General features: G+C 72.6%; 1 protein-coding gene. It reads left to right on the top strand.

What is annotated here, in order from left to right; translation table 11 throughout:
• A partial coding sequence (locus tag FJ658_RS16485) for a DUF5302 domain-containing protein (protein ID WP_181408517.1) occupies nt 1–144 on the top strand: 144 nt, incomplete at its 5' end.
• Nucleotides 145–252 lie beyond the last annotated feature (108 nt).

The raw sequence follows: 252 nt of genomic DNA, 5'->3' as shown, positions 1-252 counted from the left end.
ACCAAGCGCAAGTTCCGCGAGGCGCTCGATCGCAAGAAGCAGCAGCAGCACGACCGCCCCGGGCATCTCGACGGCGACGGCGCCGTGCACGAGGCGCACAACAAGGCCGGCGGCAAGCGGGAGTTCCGCCGCAAGTCGGGCTGACCCGCCTCAGCGCTCGTCCGGCCAGTCCGACGGACCGCGCGATCCGGCGGGGTACTCGTCGAGCGGCACCTTCCCGTGCCGCCAGGCGTCGAGCGCGGGCTCCACGAT

Source organism: Schumannella sp. 10F1B-5-1 (assembly GCF_006517535.1).
GTDB lineage: Bacteria > Actinomycetota > Actinomycetes > Actinomycetales > Microbacteriaceae > Schumannella.
This window is presented reverse-complemented; position numbering and strand designations above follow the sequence as displayed.